This is a genomic window from Micromonospora sp. NBC_00860 (genome assembly GCF_045207375.1).
GTDB classification, from domain to species: domain Bacteria; phylum Actinomycetota; class Actinomycetes; order Mycobacteriales; family Micromonosporaceae; genus Micromonospora; species Micromonospora vinacea.
Window position 1 is genome coordinate 1815188 of record NZ_CP108825.1, and the last position, 20694, is coordinate 1835881.

Below are 20694 nucleotides of genomic sequence, written 5' to 3' on the forward strand. Positions count from 1 at the left end.
GTGCCGTCCGCGTGGTCACTGCTCCCGGTAGGTGGCCAGGTCGAAGTCGGCGTGCACGCCGTCGCCGCCCAAATCCTGCACCCACAGGCCGAGGAAGGCGCCGGTGAATCCCCACGCCGCCGGCTCACCGTCGATGATCAGCGCGGCGTGTTCGTCGGACAGGATTGTCGCGTCCAGCTCGACCGGCAGTCCCTGCCAACCGGCGCCGAGGTCGTAGTCGAAGCGCACCGCCGGCCCGTCGAAGACGGCCCGCAGGCCGACCCGGGTGACGCCGCCGACGTCGACGGTCAGATCGGGGTACGCGGTGCGTCGCCCGTTGTCGGAGCTGAGCAGTTCCAGCACCGTCCGCCCGTCGTCGGCACGGGTCAGGTAGAGGTGGTGCCAGTTGAGGGTGTTGTAGTAGGCGGTGATCCCGGCGAGCTGACGGTGGTCGGCCGGTGCGAACTCCACCACTGTCTCCAGCGAGCATCCCATCGCGCCGACGCGTCGCCCGACCAGGCTGGGTGCCTGGCGACCGACCGGCGACTGCCCGCCGTGGACCCGCAGGTACGACGGGCGGGTGTGCAGGTCCACCCAGTCCGGGGTGGCCGGCCGACGCAGCGTGGACCAGCACCGGCCCAGCTCGGGGGAGTCGAAGTGGTCGGTCTCGGGCTCTGCCGGCCACGGGTGCGCGGGCAGGTCGGGTGCGACAACGTCGTCCGCGGGCACCCCTCCGGCGACCCGCGGCCAGCCGTCCGACGGCCACTCGACCCGCTGGATCGCGGTCTCCCGACCCAGCACGCAGTTGCCCAGCGGAGAGTACGGGCGGCCCACCAGGTGGGCCAGGTACCACTCGCCGTTCTGCGTGCGAACCAGGCTGCCGTGACCCGCCTTCTGCAACCGCAGTTCGGGTCGCCCGAAGGAGGTGAGCAGCGGCCCGTCCGGGTCCACCTCGTACGGCCCGAACAGCTCCCGCGACCGCGCCACGGTGACCTGGTGCTCCCAGCTGGTGCCGCCCTCGGCGGTGATCAGCCAGTACCAGCCGTCGTGGCGGTACAGGTGCGGGCCCTCGGTGACCCCGACCGGTGAGCCGGTGAACAGGATGCGGGGGCTGCCGACCAGGCGGCGTGCGGCACTGTCGTACTGCTGGATCTCGATACCGCCGAAGCGGTCGCGGCCGGGTCGCCAGTCCGCGCTCATGCCCAGCAGCCAGGTGGTGCCGTCGTCGTCGTGGAACAGCGACGCGTCGAACCCACGCCCGTGCAGTTTCACCGGATCGGACCAGGGGCCGGTGATGTCCTCGGCGGTGACCAGGAAGTTCTGCGGATCCCAGTAGCCGCTGGCGAAGCTGGCCACGTCGCTGTAGACGAGGTGGAACTGACCGTCGTGATACGTCAGGTCGGGCGCCCACACCCCGTTGGAGTCGCCGCATCCGCGCAGGTCGAGCAGGCGCCGGTCGGTGATGATCCCACCGAGGCTGCGCCAGTTCACCAGATCACGCGAGTGGTGCACGAGCACGCCCGGATACCACTCGAAGGTCGAGGTGGCCAGGTAGTAGTCGTCGCCGACGCGCAGGATCGACGGGTCCGGGTGGAACCCGGCAAGGATGGGATTGCGGATCGACCGGGTAGCGGTCGCCACGGTAGCGATGTCGGTCGACACGAGCGCTCCTCTGGGCGGGCTGGCTGCAACTTCCGGAAACTCGCGGTCTCCGGCCATTGAAGGTTGTGCCTACGCTAGCCGGTCTTTTCGCAATAGGACAGAGGTCTTGACCGTTGCGACGTCAGCTCGTAGCGTGCCGGCCATCGATCGGTATTACCGGCGAAGCATTGAAAGTTTCGGAGATCCGTAGATCCCCACCCCCGCCCGCTCAGCCGGCGTCCGAGCACCCCGGAAGTCCCCGAAGGGATCGATCATGACCACGCACCTCTCCCGCCGAACGCTGCTCGGCCTCGCCGGTGCCGGCGCCGGTGCCTTCCTGCTGAGCGCCTGCGGCGACGACGAGCCCAGCGACCCGAACGCCCCACAGACCATCAACTGGTGGCACATCCAGAACACCGAGCCGATGCTGCCGGTCTGGGCGGCGCTGGCCAACGAGTACAAGGCCGCGCACTCGAACGTCACCCTCGACATCCAGCCCCTGGAGAACGAGGCGTTCAAGGCCAAGCTCACCACCGCCACCCAGGCCGGTGACCCGCCCGACCTCTTCCAGTCCTGGGGTGGTGGCGTGCTCAAGCAACAGGTGGACGCGGGCCTGGTCAAGGACATCACCGACGACGTGAAGCCGTGGATCGGGGGCCTGCTGCCCGCCGCCATGGAGCCGTACACGATCGACGGCAAGATCTACGGCGTTCCGTTCGACATCGGCATGGTCGGTTTCTGGTACAACAAGGACCTCTTCGCCCGCGCCGGCATCACCGCCGCGCCCACCACCTGGGCGGGCGTGCTCGACGTGGTCCGCCAGCTCAAGACCGCAGGCATCACCCCGATCGCCCTGGCGGGCAAGGACAAGTGGCCGGCCCACTTCTACTGGTCCTACCTCGCGATGCGCATCGGTGGGGTGGGCGCGTTGCAGAAGGCCGTCGACGACAAGAACTTCGACGCCCCTGACCTCGTCGCCGCCGGTGACCGGCTCAAGGAACTCGTCGACCTGCAGCCGTTCCAGAAGGGGTTCCTGGGCGCGGCGTACGGCACGCCCGACGGGCAGGCCGCCACCATGGGCAACGGCGGGGCGGCCATGGAGCTGATGGGGCAGTGGGCGCCGGCGGTGCAGGCGTCCAGCTCCACCAGCAAGAAGGGCCTCGGCGACAAGCTCGGCTTCTTCCCCTTCCCCACCGTCGAGGGTGGAAAGGGCGCCACGACCGAGGTGTTCGGCGGCGGCAACGGCTTCGCCATCGGCAAGGACGCCCCCGCGGCCACCGTGGACTTCCTGAAGTTCCTGCTCAGCGCGGACAACCAGCGCAAGTCCGCGCAGACCGGCGCGGTGCTACCGACCGTGAAGGAGGCCGCGACGGCCATCCCCGACGCCAACGGCAAGCTCGTCGCGGAGACGCTCGCCGGCTACACCGGCTTCCAGCTCTACCTCGACCAGGCGTACGCGCCGGCGCTCGGGTCGCAGATCAACGACAGCGTCGCCGAGTTGGTCGCCGGCAACAAGTCGCCCGCCCAGATCGTCAAGGACATCACCCAGGTGGCGAAGACCGTCTGACCGTGACCACCCACCCATCCGTAGCCGGCGAACCCCCTGTGGAGTAGGAATGACCAGCCCATCGACCGTGTCGGACACCAGGCGCGGCGACCCGGCGACGGACCCGCCGGCACCGGGGCCGGGCACCGCGCGACAGCGTGGCCGCCAGCCCCGGCCGGGCCGCGGTGGCGTCCTCGCCATCTTCCTCACACCAGCCCTGGTGCTGTTCCTGCTGCTGGTCGTCGCCCCCATCCTGGTGGCCAGCTACGCCAGCCTCTACAAGTGGAACGGCTTCGGGCTGCCGGAGAACTTCGTCGGGCTGGACAACTACACCCGCGCCTTCCAGGACCCGACCTTCCGTGGTGACCTGTGGCGTGGCTTGGTGCTGGTGCTGCTGTCCCTGGTCGTCCAGCTGCCCGCGGCGTTGGCCCTGGCCATGCTGCTCAATCAGCCACTACGGGGTCGTGCCGCCTACCGGCTGATCTTCTTCGCACCGTACGTGCTCTCCGAGGTCACCACCGCCGTCCTGTTCGACCTGGTGTTCTCACCCAACCGGGGCCTGGGCGACGCGATCGCGACGTGGTTGAGCGCCGACGCCGGCGCGGTCTTCGCCGACCCGGACACCGTGCTGTACGCCGTGTTCCTCGTGGTGTCCTGGAAGTATTTCGGCCTCTACATGATGCTCTTCCTGGCCGCGCGTCAGGGCATTCCCAAGGAGTTGTCGGAGGCCGCGGTCACCGACGGCGCCACCGCCTGGCAGGCGTTCCGGCACGTCACCCTGCCCCTGCTCGGGCCGACCATCCGCATCAGCGTCTTCCTGTCGGTCATCGGCACCATCCAACTGTTCGACATGGTCTGGGTGCTCACCCGGGGCGGCCCGATCCACTCGTCGGAGACCATGGCCGTGACGATGTACGAGTACGGCTTCCGCCGTTTCGAGGTCGGCTACGCCAGCGCCATCAGCATCATCATGTTCCTGCTGAGCCTCGTCTTCGCCCTCTTCTACCAGCGCATCGTCCTGCGTCGTGACACCGCGGGAGCGATCACCAACCAGGGAGGCCAGCGATGACCGGCACGGTGAACCGCGCCCAGCGGACCCGCAGCCTCGTGCTGCACCTCGTCTGCGTCGTCGTCGGAGCGCTCATCGTCGTACCGGTCTGGTTCGGTGTGCTGGGCGGCTTCAAGGACAACGGTCAGCTCTCCACCAACCCGCTGGGGTGGCCCGACCCCTGGACGCCGTCGAACTACACCGACATCCTGACGTCCGGGGTGTTCTGGCGGCAGCTCGGCAACAGCCTTCTCATCGCCGTGAGCAGCACCTTCATCGTCGTCGCCGCGGCGGCGATGGCCGCGTTCGTCTTCGCGCGGTACGCCTTCCGGGGTCGCGAGTTCCTGGTGACCCTGTTCGCGATCGGCCTGATGTTCCCGTTCGCGGTGGCCATCCTGCCGCTGTTCGTCCTGCTGCGCGGCATGGGCCTGCTGGACAACCCGCTCGGCGTCATCCTGCCCCAGGCCGCTTTCGGGCTGCCGATCACCATCATCATCCTGCGTCAGTTCTTCCGTACCATCCCGGCCGAGGTCGAGGAGGCCGCCGTCCTCGACGGCTGCGGCTCGTTCGGGTTCTTCTGGCGGGTCCTGCTGCCGATGGCCCGTCCCGCCCTGGCCACCGTGTCGGTGCTGGCGGTGGTGACCAGTTGGAACAACTTCATGCTCCCGCTGGTCGTCTTCACCGACCAGAGCTGGTGGACCCTACCCGTCGGAGTCCAGGCGTTCCAGGGCCAGTACACCGCCGAGACCGCACGGGTGCTCGCCTACGTCGTGCTGTCCATGGTGCCGGCCCTGGGCTTCTACGCCGTTGCCGAACGTCAACTCATCGGCGGTCTGACCGGCAGTGTCAAGGGATGACAGGGGGGACCGTGGGCACGGAGAACGGCCGAAACGTCACCATCGCCATGATCGCGCGGTTGGCCGGTGTCTCCGTGCCCACCGTCTCCCGGGTCATCAACGGCCGCTCCGACGTCGCCCCCGACACCCGCGAACGCGTCGAGGCCCTGCTCAACCGGCATGGCTACCGCCGCCGGTCACCGGCCAGGCGCACCGACGCCGCCCTCATCGACCTGGTCTTCAACGACCTGGACAGCCCGTGGGCCGTGGAGATCATCCGTGGGGTGGAGGACGTTGGCCAGACCAGCGGAGTCGGCACCGTCGTGTCGGCCATCCACTGGCGCATCTCCTCGGCCAAGCAGTGGCTCGACAACATGCGTACCCGCTCCACCGAGGGAATCATCTTCGTGACCTCGATGGTGAACCCACCGTTGCAGGCCGAGCTGCGACGGCTCCACCTGCCGGTCGTCATCATCGACCCGGCCGGGGTCGACCCGCAGGAGTCACCCACCATCGGCGCCACCAACTGGGCGGGCAGTCTCAGCGCCAACCAGTACCTGATCAGCCTCGGCCACCGCCGCATCGGCTTCATCGCCGGCCCGCCGCACCTGATGTGCAGCCGGGCCCGGATGGACGGCTACCGCGCGGCTCTGAGCGCCGCCGGCATCCCCATCGACGACGCCCTGATCCGCCCGGGCAACTTCTACCACGAGGCCGGCTTCACAGCGGGTACGCAGCTGCTGGCCCTGCCCGACCCGCCCACCGCCATCTGCGCCTCCAGCGATCAGATGGCGCTCGGTGTCTACGAGGCGGTCCGCAAACGGGGCCTGCGGGTGCCCGACGACGTGAGCGTGGTCGGCTTCGACGACCTGCCGGAGGTGCGGTGGTGCTCCCCGCCGCTGACCACAGTCCGGCAACCCCTGGCCGAGATGGGCATGCTGGCCGCGCGTACCGTGCTGCGCCTCGCCGGCGGCGAGAGGACCGAGAGCCCTCGGGTCGAACTCGCCACCGAGCTCATCGTCCGCGACAGCGCCGCACCACCACGGTCGTGACCTCAGTCAGCCGGCGCGCAACGCGTCGTCGACGCCCGTCTCCCGGCGGCCGAGGTGCGCCGGATCCCGCCCGGAGAGCAGATCCAGCGCGGCCTTCAGGCAGGCGCCGTTCTCCCGGGACGAACTGAACCACCACGTCTGGGCGTACCGCTTCGCGCTGTCGTCACCCACGCCGTTGGCGTCGATGCCGAGGCGTCGGCACAGCGCCACGGCACGCGGAAGATGGAAGGTCTGCGTCACCACAGTGGCTTGCCGCACCCCGAAGATCCGCTCAGCGCGCGCACATGAGTCGTACGTGTCGAAACCGGCGTGGTCCGGAACCACCTTGTGCGCTGGTACACCCCGCTCCACCAGCCAGTTCCGCATGGCGGCGGGTTCGTTGTAGTCGGCGTTCATGTTGTCGCCCGACACGAGGATCGCCCGCACCTTGCCGGCGTCGAACAGCCGCCGCGCGATCTCCAGCCGGGCCGTGAGGACGGGTGAGGGCGTGCCGTCGGCGTCCACCTTGGTGCCCAGGACCAGGGCGACCGGCGCGTCCGGCACCTCGGCCTCGCCGTAGAGGTGGCCCTCCGCTGTGTCGCGGATCCACGTCACGCTGGCCACAGTGCCCCCGGCCAGCGCCACCGCTCCCACCGTGAGCGCGAGGACCGTCCGGCGGACCAACCGCCGGTGCTCCCCGTACCACCGCCTGGCCGCACCGAATAGTCCCCGCATGCCGCAAGGCTATTCCGCCCGCGCTCACGACTGTCGTCGGCGTGCACGCGAACCACCCGGCGGCAGTAAACAGAGAACATTGTCTATGGACAATCGCTCGCTGTTAGCGCTAACGTGACGGACAGTCGTCGATGCTCGAACGACCTCGGGCCGCGTGACGGAGCTGTCGCCACTGGTTCAAGGCGTGACGGACGACGATCGTGGCGTGGGGCGGGTGGCACGTGGCCGGCGCGAGACGGCCCGGGACCACCATCGGGCGACCCGCGCGCCACGCGGCCGAGGCATGAACGGCCACCGGGATTCCAGGGCACCGCAGCAACCGGAACAGTCGTGCGACGACAACCCGTCCGCTCACCTGCCCAGCGCACACCGCTGAGCAGCGGCCCGCACCCGGGCCGCCCTGATGACGACCGTCGGTTTCGACCCTGGCCGCCGGGTCGCGTCCCGCTGTTCGGAGTCCGGGCCCGAGCAGCGGGACGCCACCCGGCCCGGCTCGGAAGGATCCCGAGCCGGGCCACACGCCGCACGAGCAACCGACGGGGTACGCCGACGTCGGTCACCGCGTCAGCTGCGGGTCCACCGCTGACTGTTCGTGCCGTTGCAGCTCGACAGGACCGCAGGGGTGCCGTTGGCGGTCCCGGCGGCGTTGGGCGTCAGACACAGCCCGGACTGCACGCCGGTGACAGTGCCGTCGGTGTTGACGTTCCACTGCTGGTTGGTGCCGCCATTGCAGTCCCAGATGATCACCCGGGTGCCCGGTGAGGTCCCGGCGCCCTCGGCATCCAGGCACTTCGTGCCGTACACCTGGAGTTGTTTCGTGGCGGTCGACGTCCACTGCTGGTTGGTGCCGCCGTTGCAGTCCCACAACGCCAGCTGCGTGCCGTTGGTCTGCGACCGGGACGGGACGTCCAGGCAGCGGTTGGCGCCGGTGTTGCGCAGCGGTGCCGCCGTACCGCCGGGCGGCGGGGTGGTCGGGCTCGTGGTGTCGAGGCCGAGGAACCGGACGGCCTGCGCGGCGTCGAACGGGATGGAGTGGCCGTACCCCTGGAAGCTGATCGCTTCCACGGGGGCCGTGCCGCCGGTGCCCCCGTACCGGGTACGGGTGGCGCTGGTCTGCGGGGAGTCGGTGAAGCTGGGGATCTGCGACACACCCTGCACGTTGGTCCACTGCTTGATCTGCTCGCCGAAGTTGACGTAGCTCAGGGTGGTGTCAGTGGTGCCGTGCCAGATCTGGAACCGGGGACGCTTGCCCGAGTAGCCGGGGTAGGCGTTGCGGACCAGGTCGCCCCACTGCTGCCCGGTCCTGACGATCCGTCCGCCGGAGCACTCGCTGTTCCACTCCGCGCCGTTGGTGGTGGCGAAGCACCCGAACGGGACCCCGGAGGAGCTGAACCCGGCGTTGAACAGGTCCGGGTAGAGGCCCACCATCACGTTGGTCATCATGGCGCCGGAGGAGAACCCGCCCACGGAGATCCGGGTCGCATCGACCGGGTAGCGGCTTCGGACGTGGTCGACCATGGACTTCAGCCCGACCGGGTCGCTGCCACCGTCGCGGCGCAGGGCCTGCGGCGACGAGACGTCCCAACATTTGCTGCTCCGGGTCACCGACGGGTAGATCACGATGAAGCCGTAGCGATCGGCGAGGGTGCTGAGCCCGAAGCCGCTGTGCACCGCCGGACCACTGCCGGTGCAGTAGTGCAGGGCCAGGAGCAGTGCCGGCTGGGCCGCGACCCGGTCCGGCACGTACAGGTGCATCTGGAGGTTCGTGGGGTTGGTGCCGAAGTTGGTCACCTGGGTGAGCGTCGCGGCCGACGCCGGGGTGGCGACAGTGACCACGGCCGTCATCGTCGCCAGGGCCGTCGCCAGCGCGGCGGCCAGCAGTGCGATCCTTGATCTCATCGGCGGTTCCTCTTGTCGTGAGTCGGGGACCCGGCCACGGACGCTGGTCGCCTCGCATCGACTGTGAGCGATAACATGCCGTTCGTCAAGGCGTAACGTATGACGTCTGTCGATCCCGTGCGCTGCGGTCCGAGTGCCGCGCACCTTGAGATTGTCGAGCCGACAGTGCCATTGTGGTACGTCGATGAAGAGCCGCGCGCGGGGCTGACACCCGTCCACTGGGCAGCCGGGATCCAGATGTGATCTCCGGGGGACGGTGACACAAGCGATGGACCACCGAGAGTCATCCCTCCATGGGCTCGCTCGTCACCGCGTCGCACCCTGACCGGGCGGGCGACTCATCTGCGCGAAGGAACCCCCGCCCATGCGTACACCGAAGACCCGCGCAACACTCCTGGCGGGCCTGCTGCTCGCCGCGAGCGCGCTCGCGGGCGTCAACCCACCGACCGCCAGCGCGGCGGCCGACCCGGTCACCGTCACCGTCAACACCCGCGCGGGTCTGGCGACCGTGCCGGACACCGCCCTCGGCGTCAACCACGCCATCTGGGACTCGAACCTCGGCACCGCCGAGACATCGGACCTGCTCAGAGATGCCGGCGTGCAGATGATGCGCTACCCCGGCGGCTCGTACGCCGACATCTACCACTGGAAGGACCACACCGCGCCCGGCGGTTACGTCGCGCCGGGAACCGACTTCGACACCTTCATGGCGGCGGCCCGGCGCGTCGGCGCGCAACCGATGATCATTGCGAACTACGGCACCGGCACGCCCGCCGAGGCCGCCGACTGGGTGCGGTACGCCAACGTGACAAAGGGATACGACGCGCGCTACTGGACCGTCGGCAACGAGAACTACGGCAACGGCCACTACGGGTCCGCGTGGGAGGCGGACGACCACCCCGACAAGAGCGCGACACAGTACGCGAGGCTGGTCGTCGAGTACGCCGACGCGATGAAGGCTGTCGACCCGAGCATCAAGGTCGGGGCGGTGCTGACCATGCCGGGCAACTGGCCGGACGGGATCACCGCCGGCAGCGACCCGGGCCCGTGGAACCAGACAGTGCTCTCCATCGCCGGTCCGAAAATCGACTTCGTGGACGTGCACTGGTACCCGGGCGGCACCGCCGCCGAGTCGCTGGCCCGCGTCGACCACCTTCCCGACGCCACCTACCTGCTGCGGCAGCAACTCGCCCGGTACGCCGGCGCGGACGCCGACCGGATCGGTATCAGCTTCACCGAGCTGAACGTCGACGCTGGCCGGAACACCCAGCCGGCGGCGCTCTTCCTGGCCGACGTCTACAGCGGACTGCTGGAGAACGGTGTCTTCACCGCCCACTGGTGGAACGTGCACAACGGCATGGGCGCCGTGACGCAGGTGGCCGGCCAGACCGACTACGGCGACTTCGGGATGCTCTCCAGCGGCGCCTGCACCGAGGACGGCTCGGTGTGCCAACCGCCGCTGAACACACCGTTCGCGCCGTACCACGGTCTGAGCATGATGAAGCTCTTCGCGAAGACCGGCGACCAGTTCGTTCGCGCCGGCACCGACGAGCCCCTGGTCACCGCCCACGCGGTCCGCCGCAGCAACGGTGACCTCGCCGTGCTGCTGGTGAACAAGGACCCGGACAACGACCACCCGGTCACCATCGACTACGCCGGGTTCGCCCCGTCGGCCGGCGCGCCGACGGTCTCCACCCTCATCAACGGCGCCACCGGCATCGCCACCAGCCAGTCCGGCTCGGCGACCAGCCGGACGTTGCCGGCGTACTCGTTGACCACGCTCGTACTGCGCCCGGCCGGCGCGACCGCTGGACGCCCGACCGCACCGGGCCAGCCGACCGCGAGTGGCGTCACCGACCGCGCCGCGACGATCAGCTGGCCGGCGGCCACCCCCGGCGGCAGTCCGATCGCGAAGTACGAGGTGCACCGGCAGCACGGCGCGGTCAGCGAGCAGCTCGGCGAGACGACGACCACCTCGTTCACTGTCGACAACCTCGTGCCGGGCAGCAGGTACACGGTCAACGTGCTGGCCCGCGACACCGCCGGACGGGTCTCCTGGGCCTCACCGCCGCTCACCTTCGCCACCGGCAGCCCCGCCGCCAGTACGTGCACCGTCCGCTTCACCAGCAACAACGACTGGGGCAACGGCTACATCGGTGGCGTCGAGATCATCAACAACAGGACCAGCCCGATAAACGGCTGGACGCTCACCTGGACCTGGCCCACCGGCTGGCAGCAGGTGAGCAGCGGTTGGAGCGCCACCTGGGAGCAGGTCGGCACCGCGGTGCGGGTCACGCCCACCGCCGACAACCGGCAGATCGCCGCCGGCGGCACCGTGAGCGCCGGCTTCGTCGGCGCGTACGGCGGGCCGAACGTGCTGCCCACGGCATTCACGCTCAACGGCACCGTCTGCGCCACCGGCTGACCGATCGGCCAGGGGCGTCGATGGTCGGAGCGGCTCGGGTTGCCCCCTGACGTACTCCCCGAAGTGTGTGATGCCTGTGGGTCATCAAGATGACTCACAGGCATCACGCTCATCCGGGAAGGGCCGTCCCCCCACAACAGCCGCCGCAGTCAGCGACCCTGGCGCAGGGTGACCGTGCCCGAGCCGGTGTCGTCCGCCCACGGGTCCAGCACGAGGGTGTACGTGCCGCCCTTCGGCAGCGGACCCGTCTCGAACCGCCCCGTCCCGCCGATGACGCAGCCGCTTCCCACCGTGTCGCCGGCCGGGCCATTCAGGAGCAGAATCCCGCACCGGTCCGGCAGGCTGGCGGCGGTCACCTCGACGGTGATGCGACGACCGGCGTCGGCGGGGAACCGCAACCGGCTCACCGCACCGGGTCGGCTGACCGTCAGTGTGGCGGCCCGGCCGTCCGCCACCGTGTCGGCCTGCTCGTCGTGAGCGTCGCGCAGCCGCACGTCCGCCGCGCCGGTGTCGGTGGAGGTCCCGTCGACTTCCAGCACGTACCGGCCGCTGGCCGGTAGGACGAACCCGTCGACGTGGCCCTTGCCGCCGATCACGCAGCCGCTGGTCACCTGTTCGCCGGCCGGGTCCCGCAGGCGCAGCAGGTTGCACCGGTCCGGCACCGTGGCGTCGGTGACCTGGAGGAAGACCTTCTGGCCGGCGCGTCCGTCGAAGGACAGGCGGCTGATCGCGCCCGGTTGGGCGAGCGTCGCCCGGACCGCGGGCCCGTCCAGCGTGAGGGTCTTCTCCTCGTCGGTCACCGCAACGACCCGTACCGTCGCCCGACCGAGGTCGGCATCCCACGGGTCGAGTACCACCTCATGGTCGCCGGTGGCGGTCAACGTGGTCGTGTCGATGAAGCCGACACCGGAGATGACGCAGCCGGTAGCCAGCTGACGGCCCTGCGGGTCGAGCAGCAGCAACACGCCGCACCGATCCGGCACGGTGGCGGCGGGCACCTCCACGAAGATTTTCTGACCGGCCCGGCCCGGCACCTTCATCGCGGCCGTGGCGCCGGCCCGGGTCACCGCTAGGTCGACATCACCGGCAGCGGGCACGTCGCGCTGGGAGCGGGCGGCGTCCTCGGCGAACGCCACCTGCCCGGTGAGACCGACGTCGAGCACACAGTCGGCGAAGATCTGCGGATCGGTGACACCGGCTCGCCGGCAGATGAGTTCGGCGGTGGCCCGGTTGGGCAGGTCCCGGACGGTGAGCAGCCGCTCCGGGAAGCGCCGGTCGGTGAACGTGTCGGTGTTCTGCCCCGGCTCGTAGTCGAACAGCGACCGTTGCGCCTCGACGCGCCAACTGTCGGCGAAGCCGGGGTACAGCGCCTCGAACGTGGGCGGCTGCGGCACCCGCTTCCCGTTGCGCACGGTCAGGTCGTCGCCGGGGTCACCGTCGTGGTCGCCGAGCAGACCCTCCAGCGTTCCGGCCCGGGCGGTGGGCGCGCTGACGCTCACGCTCAGCCCCCACACGCCGATCGGCTGCGCGGTCAGCCGGGTGCCGTCCGGCCATTCCACCGTCACCGTGCCGTCTCCCCAGGTGGTGACGGTGCCGCCGCGCGGAAGCTTCACCCCGTCTGGCGCGGACACCGGGGCGGCGCCGTTCACCCGGACCGCAGGGCCGTCGGGTGTGACGTACACGCCGACCCGGTCACCGGCCACCCGAGCGGCGACGGCCGAGTTGACGGCCACCACCGAACTGGCCGGGAACATCGTCTGTCGTACCTGGACCTCGAAGTCGTCGGCTGTCGAGCGGGTCAGCACGAACTCCCCGGCGGCCTGGAAGCCGTACCGCAGACCGTCGTAGGTGAGCAGGTGCGGGTCGCCGTTGCTGTTCGCGCACCGGTAACCCTTGCCGATCACCGAGATCGAACAACCACCACCACCCGGTGGTCGGGGCTTGGGCTTGTCGCAGTCCTTGCCGTTCGACGGCAGCTTCATTCCGCTGTATGTCGTGCGCAGCGGCACCCCCACGGCCTTGCGGTACGCGTTCTCCGCCAACACCGCGTGCACCTCGGCGGGGTCCACGGTGCTCGCCTGTTGACCGCCCTGCGTGCAGAACTGGCCCCGGTCGGTGTCGTTCACCTCATCGAGGGCGTGGTTCATCTCGTGGATCAAGGTGGCGCACTGGTCCTCGGTGAAGCCTGCCCCCTCCTCCGGCAGCGCCCGCCCGTCGTTCTCCGGCACCCAGTTGATCTGCACGTCACTGCCGGGGACGTACGTCGTGGTGCTGCTCTCCGAGCCGAGGATGGGTCTGCGTATCTTGATCTTCTTGCCGGAGCGTTCCAGCTCGTCGAGCACGGCGCCGTTGCCGGAGCCGCGGATCTGTCCGACGCAGCCCGCGTACTCCGCTTGCAGGTCGCTGTTGACGCTGACCACGGCGGACGCCGCCTGTGGGGCGAGGAGCACCAGCGCTCCTGCAAGAACCAGACCCGTCCGGATCGCGCGCATCCCGGTCATCCGCCCCTCACCTCGAACGCGACAGTGCCCTGCTCTGCCGTCGCGGCGCAGGCATCCGCCGGCACACCCCGCAGCGGCGCTCGCAGATAGCCCAGCACCAGCCGGTACGCCCCCGGCTGGTCGACCGGCCACCAGGTGACGGCGGCCCCACCCCGTCCGTCCGGCGCGGAGGTGGTCAACGCCGCGCCGACCGGGCTCTGCGGGTCGCTGCGCAGCGTCAGCTCCACCGACCCGCGCGGCGGCACCCGCACCAGGTTCTCGACCAGGTACGTGGTGAAGTCCCGGTAGTAGGCGGCGCCGCCGACCGCTGGCGCCACCGCCGTGCCGTCGCGGGTCAACGACAGGACCGTCACCGCCCCGTCCGGCACCCGACTGAGCTGGCACTCGGCGTCGCGGTTGTTGACCAGCTTCAGCCGCAGGCTGATCTGTTCACCCACCCGATACGACTGTTGGCCGGCGCTGACGGTCAGGCCGACAGTCGCCGTGCCGCTGGACGGCGTCGGCGACGGACGCGACCGTCTGCACCCGACAGTGGTGACCATCAGCAGTAGGGCGAGACCACCGGCCAGCACCGCCGTCCCTGCGCGGGATACGCCCATGGGCCGCGTGCCTCCTCCGGGTGTCGACCGTCGCCGATCCCGGCCAGCCTGCGCCGCGGGTGTCGGGAGCGCTGTCGTGATCCGGCCCGGTGGATGTCCGCTAGCCGACCCGAGGGGTGCCGAGCCGCCGGCCACCGAGGACTCGCAGGTCGCCTGCACCGGCTACAGCGGCGTCGCCCGCAAACCCTGGGCCGGCTTGGTCCGCTCGGGCCGAACCACCGATGCGGCCTGTTCCGCACAACGCCGATGTCGGCCCTGGCCAACGGCATTGTCCAGTTTGTCCCGAACGGACAATCCGGCTCGCCCGTCACCGCATGCGCCGGACGGATTCCGCCGTCGAGCCCCGCCTGATCGCCAGATCTTGGACAGTTTCCGTTAGGCCGTAACTGTGCTGTCCCGAGTCATGTGTCAAGGGGAAGTCCCGATAGATGTGTCAGGTGTTGTTGATCAGGCTGCTCGGGTGAGGCTGATGTAGGTCCGGTCGGGGGTGAGGTGGAAGTGGCCGAGGGGTTGGCCGTCTTGGTGGTAGATGGTGATCCGGCTCTGGTCGCGGATGGCGGTGATGGTGGCGCCGGCGTGGGTGGTGCCGACGCTGGTGCGGTGTCCGGCGACGGTGATGGCGCCGGTGCTGCCCACGAGGCAGCGGTGCAGGGTGGCGTCGGTTTGCATCGGTAGGCTGGCCGGCCCGCCGAGGCTGGGCGCGTGTGTCCATGCCTGGGCGGGGGTGGCGCGTCGCGGCAGGGCGCTGTGGCGTCGTTGGGTGTTGTAGTAGCGGCGGTAGACGTCGAGGAGGTTCTGCAGTTCCGCGCGGGTTGCGGGGGCGGGGTGGGTGCTCAACCAATTTTTGAGGGTTTGGTGGTGGCGTTCGACCTTGCCGCAGGTCTGCGGATGGTAGGGGCTGGAGTTGATCGGCCGGACATTGTGGTCCAAGAGGCACTGGACGAACGTGGAGATCGATCCGGGCCGGGTCAATCGGCTGGTGAACGCGGTCCCGTTGTCGGACAACACGATCGCCGGGGTGCCGTACTCGTCGAATGCCTGCCTGATCGCGGTGACCGCGCCTTCGGCGGTCTCCGCGCTCGTTGCGTGACAGCCGACGAGGGTTCGGGTGCAGTCGTCCAGGACGTCGAAGACCGCGGCGAGGCTGCCGTCGGCGAGCCGGACGTTCGTGGCGTCAATTTGGTAGCAGTCGCGGGGCCGGGCGTAGACGAACCGCCGAAACGAGCTGCGCGGCCGTTTCGCCGGGTTCCGTTCGAGCAGGTCATGCCGGGCCAGGACCCGGTTGATCGTCGATCGCGACGGCACCCGCCACGGCGCACCGGTAGCGGCGTGCACCTCGATCAGCGCGTCGCGAATGAAGTCAGCCCCGTTATCCACGCCGAGTTCGACGCGCAGCTTGCAGATCCAGGCGTCCAACTCCGGTGGCGTCGTCCGCGGACTGCTACGCGGCCGCCGGGACCGCTCATGCCACTCGCCCTCATCCCTGATCCGTGCCTGATGCCGGTAAACGGTACGGACCGAAACCCCATGCTCACGCGCGAACTCGGCGGCGTTGATCCGCACCCAGCAGCCAACTGGGCATCGAGCAGATTCATGACACGCCGCCGAGAAGCCATACCCGGCACCATGGACCAGCACACCCAAGGCCCCTGCCAAGTGACACATGTATCGAGACTTCAACACTGACAGATGTCATGGGACTGAATAGTTAGGCCGTAACGGAAACTGTCCAAGATCTGCATGGGTTCGAGGGAAAACGCGGTCAGCTAGCGCGGTCAGTTGGCGCGCCGCGCGCCGACGGTGACACTCCGCAGATGAGGCCGCTACGCTCAGGCAGCGGCTCACCGGATCGGATCGAGCTGGCGAAGCGTTCCACGTCGGATAGCGGCGTGAGTAGTTGTGGGGGAGTACCGAGTGGCCGACTTACCGCACCCCCTCGCCGCGTTCATCGTCGCCGAAATTCGCCGCGCCCGAGGGGCCTCCGGGATGACCCAGGATTCCTTCGGTCGGGGCGCCGGCTTCAGCGCCTCGCACGTCAGCGCGGTGGAGAGCGAGACGCGGGCGCTGACGATGGACTTCCTCAAGGGCGCCGACCGGGCGTTCAAGAACGGCGGGCTGTTCGAGCGCATGGTGGGCAAGCTCGGCGCCCCGTCGTGGTTTCTGCCGTGGTTGGACGCGGAGCGCACGGCGACGCAGCTCAGGTGCTTCCAGCCGAGCCTCGTTCCGGGCCTGCTTCAGACGGAGAGCTACGGCCGCGCCGTCATCCGCTGCGACGACACGCTGAGCGACGACGAGGTCGAGAAGCGGCTCGCCCACCGACTCGACCGGCAGGCGGTCCTCACGAAGGCGAACGCGCCCCAGTTCATCGCTGTCATCGCCGAGGCGGTGCTCCGCCGCGCCAGCGCGGACTTCCGCGACATCATGGCGGGGCAGATCAAGCAGTTGACCACTCTCGCCGAACGGCCGAACGTCAGCGTTCACGTGTTGCCGGACGAGGTCAGCATGCACGTCGGCCTGACCGGACCATTCAGCCTGGCCCGGCTGCCCGACCACAAGTGGGTGGGGCAGATGGAGAACCAGCTCGGTGGCGTCGTCATCGACCAGGACGATGATGTGGATACTCTGATGTCGAGGTGGGAGACCGTTCGCAACGAGGCGTTACCCCGCCGGCAGTCACTGGATCTGATGAAGGAAGTGGTGACGTCATGGACCTGACCGGCGCTACGTGGCGCAAGTCCACCCGCAGCGGTTCCGGCGGTGGCGACTGTGTCGAGGTCGCGGACAACCTGCCCGGCATTGTGGGCGTGCGGGACTCAAAGGACCCCGATGGGCCGGCGCTGGTCTTCGGGCCGGTGGCCTGGCGGGCGTTCGTCACCGAAGTCCCCCGGCGGTCATAGCCCTAGCACGAACGGAAGCGCCCGCCCCAGCCGAGGGGACGGGCGCTTCGCTGTGCGGGATGCGTCAGCCGACCACGGACCGCAGCGGCACCTTGGCGGCGTTCAGCGCGCGTACCAGATCTCTTGCGAACGGGTGTTCGTCCACCTGGAGCCCTTGCGGGTTCGGGATCACGACGTACGCCGAGCCGTTCTTCTCGGACGCCTGCGCGTCGGTGGTGAAGCGTTCGACGATCGCCCGGGTGCGGGTTAGATCGCCGGCCGCCACCTGGATGGTGATCGGCCGCCACCCGCCGCCCAGGTCCGGCGTCACCGGCGCGGCGGCGGCGCTGGCGCGCGCCGCGTCAACGCCGGCCGGGCGCCGGGCGTCCGACGCGGCGGTCGCCGGGTAGAGCAACGCGTTGGCGACCAGGTGCAGACCATTTTCGTTGTACGCGCGGAAGAGCGGATTGAACGCGAACAGCACCGCCCGACCGGCGCCGGTCGGCTCGTCGACGACGGCCGCAGTGCCCTTCAGTGTCTCTGCCCCGACGGTGTAACCGTTGGCCCAGAAGGTGTCACCCGTCGGGTAGGTGAGCACGTTCGTCCCGGTGGTGCTCGGGGTCAGGATCGGGTCGCTGTTGTTGAACTCGAAGTCCTCCGCCGGGCGACCCGACGCCACCGGGCTGTCCCGGTCGACGTCGACGCGCAGGTGCGAGCCGATCACCAGGTAGTCCGCCGGCTTGGTCTTCTCAGTGGTCGAGGTGAGCCCGGCGGCGCGGGCGACCCGGGTGCCCTCGTTGCGCAGCCCGAGGTAGGTGTGGCCCTGGCCGATCCAGTCGCGCAGGTTGGCCTGTCCGGCGGCGGTGAGACCGCCGGTGGCGCTGCTGCCGTCCGGCACCAGCAGCACGGTGCGCCCGGTGAACGCCTCGGTGTTGTCGTTGATGTCGGCAGTGGTGACCGGTGTGAGGTCGAGCCCCCACCGCTTGCCGAGCACGTAGCGGGCCTCGCCGTGCGAGCCGGAGGTGGTGGAGATGCCGGTGCCCTGGAACAGCCCCACGTCGGGCAGGTCGAGGCGGGTGCCGGACGGCCGGCCGCCCGGGGTGAGGGTGACCCCGAGGGATTCGGCCAACTGGTCGACCGTCCGGCTCAGCTTGGCGGCCGGGATGGCGACAGTGCTGGTCGTGAGGTCACGGACCAGGGGTACGCCACGGCCGAGCAGGTCGAAGGTGAGCTCCGCGGCGGCGGCCGAGTCGAGCGGGTACGTGTACGAGCCCCAGGGCCACGCCGCGCCGGTGCGACCGCCGGTGACCTTGCGGACCAGGTCGGCCCTCGGCCGGACGGTGTCTCCGGTGTAGATGGTGTTGATGCCCATCAGCAGCGGGTTGCTCCAGGACGACACGTCGTAGAAGTACGGGAACGGGACGTACGGGTCCTCGCCCATGACGGCCTGGATCCAGTGTTTCTGCGGCTGGTCCATCGGGATCCAGTACGCGCCCTTGGGCACTGTCACGTTGGTGGCGCTGCGCCCGCCGAAGACCCGCGCGGTGGGCACCCGGGTCGCCTTCTGCACCTCGTACACCTCGACGTCCATCCGGCGCAGCCGCTCGACGAGTTGGCGGACGTCGGCGAGCTGCCGGTCGGGCAGCAGGAAGTACGAGCGGATGGTGAGGTCCGGCACCGGGAACTGCACCTCGTTGGTGGGCTGCACCACCTCGTTCGGCTCTAGCGTGCCCGCCCGGCCCTGGGCGAGCGCGTCGGTCCAGATGTCGAAGTAACCGTCCAGCACTTCGCGTTTGTTCGCGGCGGCCCAGCCGAGCGTCGACCACTGGGTGTGGAACTGCTGCTGGACCCTGTCGGCCACGGCCGACGCGCTGCCCTTCTCGTACGTCATGCCGGCCGCGCCGAAGCCGGTGGTCGGCACCGTGTCGCCGTAGCCCATGAAGAACATGTCGTACGTGTCGTAGTTGAAGTAGCACTCGGTGAAGGCGGTGTCGTCGCAGGCGCCGTTGAAGCCGAAGCCGGCCTTGTTGGCCTCGCCGATGCGGTTGATCCAGTCCACCGCCTCACCGGCGATCTCGTGGTGGATCGGGTCGGCGTTGGGTGGGAAGAAGTACTGCCGGCCGCCCATCTCGTGCGCGTCGATGAAGACCTGCGGCGGGTAGCGGCGCAGCAGTTCGAGCTTGCCGTCGGTCTCCTGCTGGGTGCGGGCGAACCAGTCCCGGTTCAAATCGAAGCCGAACTCGTTCTGCCGGCGGGTCGCGTCGCGGCCGTCCGGGTTCTGGGTGGGGACGATGATGGTGACCAGGTTGTCGTTGCGCTGGGCGACCGCGCAGGACAGGCCCGCCGCCAACTCGTACAGCGTCTTGAGCGCCGCGTCGGCGCCGCTCTTCTCGCCGCCGTGCACGTTCGCGGTGACCCAGACGATGGCCGGGCTGTCCTTCGCCGTCCGGGCGGCGGTTCGCGCGCTGGTCCGGCGCGGGTCGCGCAGGTCCCGGACGTCGTCGGCGATCTCGCGTAGCGCGGCGGGGCGCACGTGGCGCTCGTTGGACACCACCGCGTACGGCAACGGCTGGCCGAGCACACTGGTGGTCATCACGCCGGTGACGACCCGGTTCGAGGCGCGATCGACGGCCCCGAGGTAGGTTCGGACCTCGTCGTTGGTGACGACCCGCTCCTGCCCCGCGCCGAGCGGGAAGCCGAGCACGTTCTCCGGAGTGGGCACCGTGCTCAGCCGTGCGGTCGGGTCGTCGCTGCACCGGGTGGGCTGGGCGGCGCTCGCGGACGGCGTGCCGCCGAACAGGGGAACCATACCGAGCAGGAGCGTGATCGTGGCGGCACGTGCCAGCCGCCGGGCGGGGACCATCCGGAACGGACGCATCGATGGGGCCATGAGTCGTGTTTCCCCTCTTGGGAACAACCTCGCAGTGGCCGGAGCCTATGAACCGTCGATACGACGGTCAAGGGTTGATCGATATTGCCGACTACTCGGCGTGCCGGTCCCGACGCGGACTGGCAGGATGGTGGCGTGGGCTTGTCGTCGTCTGGGAGGGGGAGACGTGCCGGAGATGATCACGCTTTCGGTCCATCCGGATCTTCCGTCCGCCGATGCGCGGCGTTCGCTGGCATCCTGGCTTCGCGCTGAGGATCGGTTGCGGGAGGGAGTGACCACGACCTCCCCGGAGGGGACGTCGGCCGACCGCGCTGACGTACTGCGGGTGGCCGCCAGCGACGCGGGCACCGCCATGGTGCTGGTGCAGGCGATCGCCGGCTGGCTGACGCACCGCCGCGACGATGTGACGGTGAAGCTCACCCGGCCCGACGGGTGGTCGGCCGAGGTGGACGTGCACCGGGCTCGGGACATGGACCAGGTGACAGCGCTCATCGAGGCTGCCGTGGGTGCTCTGGCCGATCACCAACCGTCTGTCGAGACCAACGACCGCTGAGCCGCCCCGACCCGACCGGGTCGACCGCGTTGACCGATATCGATCGCCGCACGGATAGCCCGTAGCGCGCTCCGAAGTGGATCGATGTCGGGTTCTCGACCCAGCGCTACCGCCCGAATCTCCTTGCCCGGACAG

15 protein-coding genes are annotated in these 20694 nt (G+C 69.6%); 8 read left to right on the forward strand and 7 right to left on the reverse strand.

Annotation, left to right across the window (positions count from 1 at the left end):
• Positions 1-15: 15 nt before the first annotated feature.
• On the reverse strand, positions 16-1641 hold the full coding sequence (locus OH804_RS08235; protein ID WP_307788743.1) for a glycoside hydrolase family 43 protein: 1626 nt from the start codon (positions 1639-1641) through the stop codon (positions 16-18).
• A gap of 253 nt (positions 1642-1894) precedes the next feature.
• Between OH804_RS08235 and OH804_RS08240 the strand changes: the two genes are divergently transcribed.
• The 4 genes from OH804_RS08240 to OH804_RS08255 are packed head-to-tail and all read left to right on the forward strand — an operon-like array spanning position 1895 to position 6102.
• Positions 1895-3187 carry an extracellular solute-binding protein gene (locus tag OH804_RS08240; RefSeq protein ID WP_406064016.1) on the forward strand — a complete coding sequence of 431 codons (1293 nt, stop codon included), beginning with the start codon at positions 1895-1897 and terminating at the stop codon, positions 3185-3187.
• Between the two features lie 49 nt (positions 3188-3236).
• A complete protein-coding gene (locus OH804_RS08245) occupies positions 3237-4235 on the forward strand; it encodes a carbohydrate ABC transporter permease (RefSeq protein ID WP_406064018.1) in 999 nt (332 codons plus the stop codon).
• The gene (locus tag OH804_RS08250) at positions 4232-5071 is read left to right on the forward strand and encodes a carbohydrate ABC transporter permease (protein WP_196923674.1); all 840 of its coding nucleotides are present in this window, start codon (positions 4232-4234) and stop codon (positions 5069-5071) included. The genes OH804_RS08245 and OH804_RS08250 overlap by 4 nt, the downstream gene beginning before the upstream one ends.
• Positions 5068-6102 (forward strand): LacI family DNA-binding transcriptional regulator, encoded by a 1035-nt coding sequence (locus OH804_RS08255; RefSeq protein ID WP_231392693.1) that lies wholly within the window; start codon positions 5068-5070, stop codon positions 6100-6102. The genes OH804_RS08250 and OH804_RS08255 overlap by 4 nt, the downstream gene beginning before the upstream one ends.
• A 6-nt stretch (positions 6103-6108) precedes the next feature.
• Here the strand turns inward: OH804_RS08255 and OH804_RS08260 are convergent, their stop codons facing one another.
• Together OH804_RS08260 and OH804_RS08265 are read right to left on the reverse strand one after the other, a co-directional pair.
• Positions 6109-6816: a vancomycin high temperature exclusion protein gene (locus OH804_RS08260; RefSeq protein WP_406064021.1), complete on the reverse strand. Its 708-nt coding sequence runs from the start codon at positions 6814-6816 to the stop codon at positions 6109-6111.
• A gap of 564 nt (positions 6817-7380) precedes the next feature.
• Positions 7381-8715, reverse strand: coding sequence for a PHB depolymerase family esterase (locus OH804_RS08265; RefSeq protein WP_406064023.1), 1335 nt, complete (start codon positions 8713-8715; stop codon positions 7381-7383).
• Between the two features lie 364 nt (positions 8716-9079).
• On the opposite strand from OH804_RS08265, the gene OH804_RS08270 reads away from it, so the two are divergent.
• Positions 9080-11140 (forward strand): cellulose binding domain-containing protein, encoded by a 2061-nt coding sequence (locus tag OH804_RS08270; RefSeq protein ID WP_406064025.1) that lies wholly within the window; start codon positions 9080-9082, stop codon positions 11138-11140.
• A gap of 149 nt (positions 11141-11289) precedes the next feature.
• Here the strand turns inward: OH804_RS08270 and OH804_RS08275 are convergent, their stop codons facing one another.
• The 3 genes from OH804_RS08275 to OH804_RS08285 all read right to left on the reverse strand — a co-directional run bounded on the left by OH804_RS08275 (position 11290) and on the right by OH804_RS08285 (position 15803).
• Positions 11290-13641, reverse strand: a complete 2352-nt coding sequence (locus OH804_RS08275) for a VWD domain-containing protein (protein ID WP_406064027.1) — start codon at positions 13639-13641, stop codon at positions 11290-11292.
• Positions 13638-14240 carry a hypothetical protein gene (locus tag OH804_RS08280; RefSeq protein WP_406064029.1) on the reverse strand — a complete coding sequence of 201 codons (603 nt, stop codon included), beginning with the start codon at positions 14238-14240 and terminating at the stop codon, positions 13638-13640. Before OH804_RS08280 ends, OH804_RS08275 begins: the two co-directional genes overlap by 4 nt.
• 447 nt (positions 14241-14687) lie before the next feature.
• On the reverse strand, positions 14688-15803 hold the full coding sequence (locus OH804_RS08285; RefSeq protein WP_406064031.1) for a DDE-type integrase/transposase/recombinase: 1116 nt from the start codon (positions 15801-15803) through the stop codon (positions 14688-14690).
• 351 nt (positions 15804-16154) lie between these two features.
• Here OH804_RS08285 and OH804_RS08290 point away from each other — a divergent pair, with 351 nt between their 5' ends.
• Both OH804_RS08290 and OH804_RS08295 read left to right on the forward strand, forming a co-directional pair.
• The gene (locus OH804_RS08290) at positions 16155-16955 is read left to right on the forward strand and encodes a helix-turn-helix transcriptional regulator (RefSeq protein ID WP_406064033.1); all 801 of its coding nucleotides are present in this window, start codon (positions 16155-16157) and stop codon (positions 16953-16955) included.
• Entirely contained in the window at positions 16946-17137 is a 192-nt protein-coding gene (locus tag OH804_RS08295; RefSeq protein WP_406064034.1) for a DUF397 domain-containing protein, read from the forward strand. The genes OH804_RS08290 and OH804_RS08295 overlap by 10 nt, the downstream gene beginning before the upstream one ends.
• 64 nt (positions 17138-17201) lie before the next feature.
• Here OH804_RS08295 and OH804_RS08300 read toward each other — a convergent pair whose 3' ends face one another.
• Positions 17202-19994, reverse strand: coding sequence for a M14 family zinc carboxypeptidase (locus tag OH804_RS08300; protein WP_406064036.1), 2793 nt, complete (start codon positions 19992-19994; stop codon positions 17202-17204).
• A 187-nt stretch (positions 19995-20181) separates the two neighbouring features.
• Between OH804_RS08300 and OH804_RS08305 the strand changes: the two genes are divergently transcribed.
• Entirely contained in the window at positions 20182-20559 is a 378-nt protein-coding gene (locus tag OH804_RS08305) for an effector-associated constant component EACC1 (protein ID WP_231392690.1), read from the forward strand.
• The last annotated feature ends 135 nt before the right edge of the window (positions 20560-20694 follow it).